Source organism: Natrialba chahannaoensis JCM 10990 (assembly GCF_000337135.1).
GTDB lineage: Archaea > Halobacteriota > Halobacteria > Halobacteriales > Natrialbaceae > Natrialba > Natrialba chahannaoensis.
On record NZ_AOIN01000026.1, the window covers coordinates 1 to 7,915 of the forward strand.

Annotated in this window: 11 protein-coding genes; 9 read left to right on the forward strand and 2 right to left on the reverse strand. The window is 59.3% G+C overall.

Annotation, left to right across the window (positions count from 1 at the left end; translation table 11 throughout):
* Together C482_RS03585 and C482_RS03590 are read left to right on the forward strand one after the other, a co-directional pair.
* Positions 1-354 (forward strand): hypothetical protein (locus C482_RS03585; protein ID WP_006166116.1); only part of this gene is annotated, 354 nt, incomplete at its 5' end.
* Positions 355-660: 306 nt separating this feature from the next.
* A complete protein-coding gene (locus C482_RS03590; protein WP_006600903.1) occupies positions 661-1,224 on the forward strand; it encodes a helix-turn-helix domain-containing protein in 564 nt (187 codons plus the stop codon).
* Positions 1,225-1,565: 341 nt separating this feature from the next.
* On the opposite strand, the gene C482_RS03595 is transcribed toward C482_RS03590, so the two are convergent.
* A complete protein-coding gene (locus tag C482_RS03595; RefSeq protein WP_239640281.1) occupies positions 1,566-2,234 on the reverse strand; it encodes an adenylate kinase in 669 nt (222 codons plus the stop codon).
* Positions 2,235-2,236: 2 nt separating this feature from the next.
* The gene (locus tag C482_RS03600) at positions 2,237-2,425 is read right to left on the reverse strand and encodes a hypothetical protein (RefSeq protein ID WP_005533698.1); all 189 of its coding nucleotides are present in this window, start codon (positions 2,423-2,425) and stop codon (positions 2,237-2,239) included.
* A 321-nt stretch (positions 2,426-2,746) separates the two neighbouring features.
* Here C482_RS03600 and C482_RS22810 point away from each other — a divergent pair, with 321 nt between their 5' ends.
* The 7 genes from C482_RS22810 (at position 2,747) to C482_RS03635 (ending at position 7,701) form a co-directional block, all read left to right on the forward strand.
* The gene (locus tag C482_RS22810; RefSeq protein ID WP_006166119.1) at positions 2,747-2,989 is read left to right on the forward strand and encodes a helix-turn-helix domain-containing protein; all 243 of its coding nucleotides are present in this window, start codon (positions 2,747-2,749) and stop codon (positions 2,987-2,989) included.
* A 76-nt stretch (positions 2,990-3,065) separates the two neighbouring features.
* Positions 3,066-3,473, forward strand: coding sequence for a hypothetical protein (locus C482_RS03610; RefSeq protein ID WP_005533704.1), 408 nt, complete (start codon positions 3,066-3,068; stop codon positions 3,471-3,473).
* The gene (locus C482_RS03615; RefSeq protein ID WP_004052064.1) at positions 3,473-3,682 is read left to right on the forward strand and encodes a hypothetical protein; all 210 of its coding nucleotides are present in this window, start codon (positions 3,473-3,475) and stop codon (positions 3,680-3,682) included. The genes C482_RS03610 and C482_RS03615 overlap by 1 nt, the downstream gene beginning before the upstream one ends.
* Positions 3,683-3,705: 23 nt before the next feature.
* Complete coding sequence (locus tag C482_RS03620) at positions 3,706-5,181, forward strand: hypothetical protein (RefSeq protein WP_239638921.1); 1,476 nt, start codon at positions 3,706-3,708, stop codon at positions 5,179-5,181.
* Positions 5,182-5,210: 29 nt separating this feature from the next.
* Positions 5,211-5,774 carry a hypothetical protein gene (locus C482_RS03625; RefSeq protein ID WP_005533715.1) on the forward strand — a complete coding sequence of 188 codons (564 nt, stop codon included), beginning with the start codon at positions 5,211-5,213 and terminating at the stop codon, positions 5,772-5,774.
* On the forward strand, positions 5,768-6,550 hold the full coding sequence (locus C482_RS03630) for a hypothetical protein (protein WP_005533716.1): 783 nt from the start codon (positions 5,768-5,770) through the stop codon (positions 6,548-6,550). Before C482_RS03625 ends, C482_RS03630 begins: the two co-directional genes overlap by 7 nt.
* Positions 6,547-7,701: a hypothetical protein gene (locus tag C482_RS03635; protein ID WP_006166121.1), complete on the forward strand. Its 1,155-nt coding sequence runs from the start codon at positions 6,547-6,549 to the stop codon at positions 7,699-7,701. Before C482_RS03630 ends, C482_RS03635 begins: the two co-directional genes overlap by 4 nt.
* The last annotated feature ends 214 nt before the right edge of the window (positions 7,702-7,915 follow it).

Sequence of the window (7,915 nt, forward strand, 5' to 3'; positions counted from 1 at the left end):
CGATATGGCCGACTCGCGGAGGAAGCGGCGCAGCGGCGCTACGGCCTCGACGCCGACCACGGGAGTTGGCACGACGCCCGAACGTCGGACGGCCGCCCGGTCGAAGTCAAAGCCGCGATGCTGAACCGTCGTGATGGCTCCGAAGGCCGATTCCGAATCTTCGAAGACTATCACGAACGGCTCGCAGAGGAGCGAGGACTGTACGTGTTCGTTCCCTACCGCGCCCGCGGTCGTGGCATCCAAGTCGTGGATATGCGCTCGGTCGATGCCGGTGCTCTCCGGCTCAAGTTCTACGGGGCGGGAGGTCATCGTGGCTCGAACCAAGTCAAGATACATCCGCGCCGGATATTCTGAGCCGGGCGATGTTTAGAATCTCAATCTCGTTCGACGAAAAACGGCGATGTTCAGCTCGTCGACGAAGCTCGCGAACAGCGTTTCTTTATATAGTGGTCGATTCGTCGATTGTTTGACGTGTACGAATCGGTAGAAAGTTCTCTTTTTTCTGGACAGGGGCGACCGGCGTTCCCACGAACGAATGGCGAACGAATGGCGAACGAATGGCGAACGAATGGCGAACGAATGGCGAAGGAACCACCGTATTCGTTCGTCGTTCGCACGTGGGAACGGTTATGGTTCCCTCGTGCGAACGACGAACGAAGTATGAGCGAAGTTGACCTAGACGCGATTGAGGACGCGATGTTGCGACATCGTGACCCGGTTGTGACGACTGGAGACCTAGCCGACGAACTCGGGTGTTCGTCTCGGCACGTCCTGAACCAACTCCGAATCCTAGAGCGAACCGACGACGTGGGAAGCAAGCAAGTCGGCGCTCGGGCGGTTGCATGGTGGCACGTTGACCGAGTGACGCCGCCGACGATGCGCCCGGACGAGCATCCCGACCAGACGGCTCTTGACGACGCGTCTGAGACGAGCGACGACCGCGACGGCTTCGAGGACCTGCTGGCCGACTGGACGCCCGGACGGACGGACGCAAAGCGACAGGAGCAACGTGACGCCGGTCGCGCGGCGCTCCGCGTCCTTCGGGACGATGGTCGGATGACGCGCTCGGATTTTGAGGACGAACTTCTGCCCGCGTTCGCCGTCGAGGACCAGAGCAAAGAGACGTGGTGGCGGAAGTCGGTGCGCCCGGCGCTCCGGCTCGCGGTCGATGACGGCCGCGCAGTCCATCATCACGGACCTCCACACGAATACGAATGGGTCTAGAGGTCGGGTCTCCCTGCCCTAACCCTTGGGGTTAGGGCCGCGGAACACGGTTGCAGACAGGTTCAAAGCTTCTCGCCGTCGATTTCTATGCTCGGAGTCGGCGGTGTACCGGCCGGTAAACCGTATGTCGGTATAGCAATCCGAGTCGGGTCGGCTGGCACCGTCGTCAGCAAGGGCGGTCCGCGGACCGATAGCTCTCGGGAGTTAATTCCATAGACCAAGAACGCAACAAGAACGCAACAAGAGACGCACCAACCGCTAATCGAACCACCAACACAACGCATTCGTGTTAGGGTGTTGAACCTAACCGGGAGCCGGTCGGCGGGGGAGAACCCCCGCGTCTACCGCCCCCCGCTGACGACGCCGCCAGCCGCGGGAGTCCCCGCCCCAGATTCGGCTGAGACGACATCCGCCCGGCGCTCCGCCCAATCGGTCGGGATGACAAGCGCGCGCTCTCCAGACGACGTGTGGCGGATTTCAGCGAGTCCGTGCGTCCAATCAACGATGCGTTCCATGATTCGCTTCGTCGTCTTGCTCTCGACCGCGCCGTCCGACTCTCCGGCGACCTTCAGGGCCTTCATCATGTCCGGGGAGGTGACGCGGAACTTCTGGTTGTTCGAGTCGCCCGCGATGCTAGCGAGGTCGTCCATGTGGTTCCAGATGAACCGGGCACGCCAGAGGTTCCGAGACTGAGCTGTATCGAGCTGGGTGCGCGCCACGTCGTCGGGCATCCGGGCGAGTTTTTCGATGGGGAGGAGTCCAACGAGGTCGTCCGACTGAGGGCCGGCGTCCGCAGTCTCGATTCCTTCGAGAGCGTCGTTGACAAACTGCTTCCATCGAGACATGCCATTCTGCCACCCTTCGAGAGTTTCAACCCGGTCTTCTGCGTCTTCACGTGCCTTTCTCTCGCCTTCGAGTTCGGCACGGAGTCGTTCGTTCTCGGCTTCGAGTTCGGAAACACGGGATTCGAGGGAGTCGATTCGGTCGATAACGTCGTCTAGTGAGGTCATGGTCATTGCTGAGATAGGTTGTGTTGGTCAGGGTTCGATGCGGCATCACGTGCGAGCGCTGCGATTTCGCGCGAGACCTCGCCAACGACCGGGTGGGTCGCTAGTTCGTCGACGGCGTCGAGCGCGTCAGCTACTGCTTCGGCATCGTCGATGAATCGAATTGGTCGGAGTGCGGGATTGTCGTGTTGCATGGTTGACAGCCCACGAACCTCGAAAATTTGCAGTGCAAACAGCATATCCGGTGAATTTAAGCCGGATAGCGCCGTTAGCTCATATACACGCCCGAAACCGTTGCTTCGGTTTCGGGGGTTCTTCTTCGGGAGCAAGGGGCCATCTTGCTCCCGCCGCGCCACACCGTGAGTGACACGTCCGAGTTCTTGCTCTAACTGTTCAGTCAGGATTACTTAAACGTTTGTTAGTTCTTCCAAACTGCTCGTAATGCAAACAATTCTGTTAGCCATGCAAACATATTGACCACAATGAGTTTCCATCCAGCGATTGGCGGGTATCTCATGGACATCACGCCAACACAGAAAGCCATCCTCGTTGATTTGTTACTCCACAATGATGATAAGGCTGGTAACATTGCTCGGAGGACAGGGAGACACCGAAATTCGGTGTCTCGTTCCTTTCAGGACCTCTTAGATGCTGGATTCGTGCAGGAGAAGGGCGGCGGAGTCTACCGACTAACGGACCGTGGCCGAGAGTCAGCAATCGGCCTTGTAAAGCCACAGATTGATGTTTACGAGGCTTAAGATGGATATTTGCTACGCAAACTAAACAGTCATCAACACAAACACTTTTCACTAATTGCGACAGTCTAAAAATGTAATGTCGAAGATGGAATTCGACCCCGCAGACGCGGGGTTCACGGTGGCTCTCATGGTCGCCGGATTCATTCAGACGGGCATCGCAACCTTCCAACTATTCGATATCAATTTCACCGACGTGATTTTCTCGTCGGGGAATATCGAAATCACGCTTGCGTACGCGGTATCTGTCGGCGCGTTCGCGGGCATCATCATCACGAACGAGAACACCGACCTATCGTCTCTCAAAGACGATGCGGAGAAGCTTGACGACTACTATATGTGGTCGATTTTCGGCACGGTCGGGGTGTTCGCTGCGTGGCTGTTGGTCGGTGACGTTTCCTCATTCTTCCAGAGTAGCGACCTCTGGGGCTTGGTCTACGTCGGCATCACGAGCACGGCCGGGTTCGCTGCGGGGTGGATGCTCTAATGGTGGACCTTGACCTTGACCTAGAGACGGTCGCCACACTTGGCGCGTCGGTTGGTGCTCTCGACGCCGGACTATCCGCGGGCGCAGACATCACGATTTTATCCGACCTGCTTGGTGGCAGTCTTGAAATAGGGCTGATTGTGGTTGGTGCAGCCGGTGGGTCTCTCATCGCAGACCGGCTCGGACTCGTTGAGGTGTTTGATTCGTGACTCTCGTTCGGAGGGTCATGGTTATGCTGCTCGTTGGAATCGTCATCACGACCGCCGCCACGAGCGGCGTGGTTCCAGGGTCATCTCCGGTCGGACACGCATCTGCGGAGATGGTCAACTGCGATGGTTCGGCGTCAAACTACCTCGGTGGTGCGTGGTTCAATACGATTCTCGGCAATACCGAGGGTTGTCATTGGTCAGACAACACCGACTATGAGAATCTCACCGCCACAAATGCGTATTCAAGCGCTCTTGCCCTGAAAGACGCAACCGACTCGTACACCACGACGACGCAGAACTTCATGGCTAATGCTCGAACGGTCGCCATGTCAAAGGCTAAAATAACGATGGTGAACGAGCTAAATAACGGTGCATCCCGGTCACAGGCTAAATCCGCGGTGAACCAAACGGTTCGAGACTACTACTCTCGGGTTCAGGTTCGGATTCTCTCAGATTGGGACGCTAAAGTCACTCAAATAGCTAGTCTAGATAACCAATCCGACCAAACAATTGGATACTACTACCAAAATGAGAGGAATGGAGAATGGTACTCTGGTGGTGAAACGCTTGGAACAAACACGATTCAATTCGAGTTAGTCAATGGAACATCTGTCGATACTGAAGAAATCTCTCTGAGGACTCTCCCATCCGGCTCCCGTTTCCATCCGGGGGGGTCGTCAGACCCACCAAAAGCATCTCCTATCCGGGTTGTTGCCGTCGAACCAAACTCGTCCGAGGAGACACGAATCTTCGAGTCACAGGATTATGGGTCGCTCGGCTCTTGGGCGAACGACCAGAACGACACCTATCTGCTCGACGAAACCCAAGAGCAGACCCAACAAGTGCTTGCGAATATGGACCCCTACGTTGATGAGGTGTCCAGCCAGTACCAAGCAGGCGAAATAAACTCGTCAGACCTTGCGATGATGGACCCATCCACTATCGGGGCTGAGGCATCCACATCTCTCAAAAAGTCTGGATACTACGGTCAGGGCGCGGCCATGCTCGCGTCAACCGGTGCTTCCGGGGATATCAATGCATCGCACACTATTGCAGTCGGAGACGGCTCGGGCAATCCGACGGTGCTTAATGGAACATTGTTCTACACCGGAGATGACGCATCTGGTGGCTGGGATACTGGTCAGACATACCGATTTTCAGATTATAATGGAACCTTCTACATGGCTGTTCAAGATGGGGCCAACGGCACGATTGTTGACCTCTCCACATATGGGTCGCAGTTTGAAATTTTAGAGGCTGTGAACACCCGGACAGGGGAGACGATGAACACGACCAGCCCACACAAGTACCTCTACAACTCAACGAACGCAAGCTCCCTCGCGGACGAAATCGAGCAGTTGCGACAACTCAGAAGGCAGTATGAGACCACCGGAACTGGTGGCGGTGGTGGCGGCGGTGGCTTCGGTGTTGGAACCGAAGACCGCGTTATCATCGTTGCCGCGATTGTCGCGCTCATCCTCGTCTCAACCCGGAACTAACCCCACCGATTCCCAATTTTTCGGACACCATGCGCCGAATAATCACCACACTCATAATCCTCATCGCAGTTGTATCGCCCGCGCTCGTCGGCACGGTCGCCGCGACGAACGAGACAGCGACCGCCACGCCGAGCACGCCCGAATCAACCCAGACTATCGAACTCTCCCCGACGACTCGAATCAAATCGTGGTCGTTCTCAAATGGGACGTTCTCGCTCGTCGTCGAGGCGGATACTCCGACTCGAATCGCAATCACCGACGCCGGGACTCTCTCCCGAATCCTGAGCGAAGGAGACGGCTCGGCCGCGGGGAAAGCCCGCGTTCGGCGCATGACCTTGACCCCCGGCGAGACCACCGTCAATTTCCGCGCCGAGGACTTCAACGGCGCGTCGGCAATCACCGTCACCTCATCGAATGCGGACGGTATCGTTGCTATCCGGTCTGACGCAGTTAGGGCCGCGAAACCCCCCGTCGAATGGGGCACCGTCCAGTCACTCATTGGCGCAACAGCGGTCGCGTCAGTCGGCGGGACCTATGTCTGGGTGAAGCGCAAGCGCGAGGAGACAGACCTTGAGGTGGTCCGCGAATGGTGAACGACTGGCTGAAGCTCGGTGGCGCGGGCGCGGCGCTGGCGTACTTCGGCGGCGCGGAACTCCCGGCGTGGTCGAGCCTCGCGGTCTCAGCGCTCGTCATCGCGGGCGTGGCCGCGCTGTTCGCCACGGGGAAAATCAACGACCTCCTCCCCGACCCGCCTCGCGTCCGAATCGTACAGGTGAACGCGAACAACGACGAACCTATGGCGTGCTGGTCGCTCTCGCCGGACACGTTCGCAGAGACTCAGGTTGAGTGGGGGCCGCTGTATCCGCACCAGAAGGCAGAGGGGGAAGTGTACGAGGCGTATGCCTTCGACCCCGGTCGAAACGTCGCAGTCGGGACGTGGCGGCGGTCTATCCCCGGCTCGTCGCTCGTCGGTCGGCACGATACAGACGAGGTGCTGGACGTGATTGGAGAGTACCGCGGCGACCTCGAACCCGCGGCTCGACGCGGAGAATCGCTCCGGCAGGCGCTTCCGGCAATCGTCCGGCGTGTGAAGTTCGACACGATGGAATCGCAGAACGCCGCGCTCGACCCATCGAAACCGATGGTGACGGACCAGCCGTCAGTTGACGAGATTATCACGGCCGAACTCCCCGACGAACTCCGGCCGGGACGCCTTCGGAACGGCGACCTCCGCGACCTGCTCGACGCCGCCGCCGAAGACGACGGCGACGACTGGGGCGACGGAATGGGAATGGTCTTTGACGACGACCTCCCAGACGACGCGCTCGAACCGCGCGACCCACTTCTGAACGACGGAGGGAGCGCATGAGCGGCGGACGGAGCCAAGACCGGAACACCATCTATTCGGCCGCACAGGGCCGCGAATTCCTTCGGAACGAACTTGAGAACAAGTCCAACGAGTTCGTCCGCGAGTTCGCCGGGATGATTAACGACCCCGACGTGCTCGACTTCCTGAATCGGTACTGCGGCATCTACGAGGAGCGCGGCAAGGACTTTCTGGACAGTCACGTCGGGAAACAAATCGTGCGGTCGGCGGCGACATCGATGGTAGACCGCGCCTATCGTGAGGGGAACGTGAGTCAGTTGCAGGGCATGGTCGGCATCGTGAATCAGGACCGTGAGGCGAGTGACGCCCTCACCGAGATTGTGACTCGGCTCGCGCAAGAGGGCACGATTGCGGTCGTCACCGGGCCACCCGGCGCGGGTAAGACCGCGACGACCCTCGACGTTGCGCGGGCGTGGGGCGCTCGAACCGGCGGGACGCTCTACGGCCAGACGACGTGGGACGGCTTCGACGCCGTGGTGCGGTCCGACGTGGAGATGCTAGAGGCGATGGCGTCACACAAACGCCAATCGCTCGGCGTGCTTGACGAAGCAATGCAGGAGCTTACCGGCCGCGGTGCGGACTCGAAGAAAGCCGAGACGTTCGCGGAGCGCGCGACTCTCATCCGCAAGAAAGAGGACCGCCACGGGCCGCACGCAAAGCGTGGGTCGCTCGTGCTGGTCGCTCACAATTGGAGCGGGATGAACAAACCCATCCGCGAGATGACGACGCTCGTCATCCAGAAACCGAGTCGTGCCGACCCCGGTCGCGTCATCCTCTGGGAATCGCCCGGCGGGGAGGACAAGCGCGAGAAAATCGGGGAGTTCGTCGGACTCACCGACACTCGGGAGAGTTATTCCGAGCACGACCCTGCGCCGTTCCGCGTCGTCCTCGACGAGGACCGCGACGACGACGCCGACCAAATCGACCCCGAACAGATACGGCGCGCCGAGCGCGTGCGCGCCTACCTGCTCGACTGTCAGCCGTGGTGCGACGGCGGCATCTCGCAGGGTGACGCCGCCGCTAAACAGGGATTCAGTAGCTCGTGGGCGACCGACCGCAAACAAGAGTGGGAATCCGGCGAGTGGAATCATCTCGACGGCGTGCCGGAACCGTCGAAAGTCGAAACCGCATGACGGCGATTGATTCCTCCCGGTCCATCCTCCACCCACACCCCCATGCCGCATTACTTACTTACAGAGTGATGGGATTTTTCGGGGGGGCGGGGGATTGGCGGGGTCGCCATTTGGCTGATTTTCGCCGGGGGTCTCGCGTCGATCTGCTCGACGAACCGGCGGGTCAAGGTCAAGCAAAATTATGAATCGCTCTCGAAAGGCGGCACGATATGGC

What these genes read in the sequence shown, in the direction of transcription:
- C482_RS03590 (WP_006600903.1), top strand. Translation starts at nt 661, where the DNA reads ATGAGCGAAGTTGACCTAGACGCGATTGAGGACGCGATGTTGCGACAT.
- C482_RS03595 (WP_239640281.1), bottom strand. Translation starts at nt 2,234, where the DNA reads ATGACCTCACTAGACGACGTTATCGACCGAATCGACTCCCTCGAATCC.
- C482_RS03600 (WP_005533698.1), bottom strand. Translation starts at nt 2,425, where the DNA reads ATGCAACACGACAATCCCGCACTCCGACCAATTCGATTCATCGACGAT.
- C482_RS22810 (WP_006166119.1), top strand. Translation starts at nt 2,747, where the DNA reads ATGGACATCACGCCAACACAGAAAGCCATCCTCGTTGATTTGTTACTC.
- C482_RS03610 (WP_005533704.1), top strand. Translation starts at nt 3,066, where the DNA reads ATGTCGAAGATGGAATTCGACCCCGCAGACGCGGGGTTCACGGTGGCT.
- C482_RS03615 (WP_004052064.1), top strand. Translation starts at nt 3,473, where the DNA reads ATGGTGGACCTTGACCTTGACCTAGAGACGGTCGCCACACTTGGCGCG.
- C482_RS03620 (WP_239638921.1), top strand. Translation starts at nt 3,706, where the DNA reads ATGCTGCTCGTTGGAATCGTCATCACGACCGCCGCCACGAGCGGCGTG.
- C482_RS03625 (WP_005533715.1), top strand. Translation starts at nt 5,211, where the DNA reads ATGCGCCGAATAATCACCACACTCATAATCCTCATCGCAGTTGTATCG.
- C482_RS03630 (WP_005533716.1), top strand. Translation starts at nt 5,768, where the DNA reads ATGGTGAACGACTGGCTGAAGCTCGGTGGCGCGGGCGCGGCGCTGGCG.
- C482_RS03635 (WP_006166121.1), top strand. Translation starts at nt 6,547, where the DNA reads ATGAGCGGCGGACGGAGCCAAGACCGGAACACCATCTATTCGGCCGCA.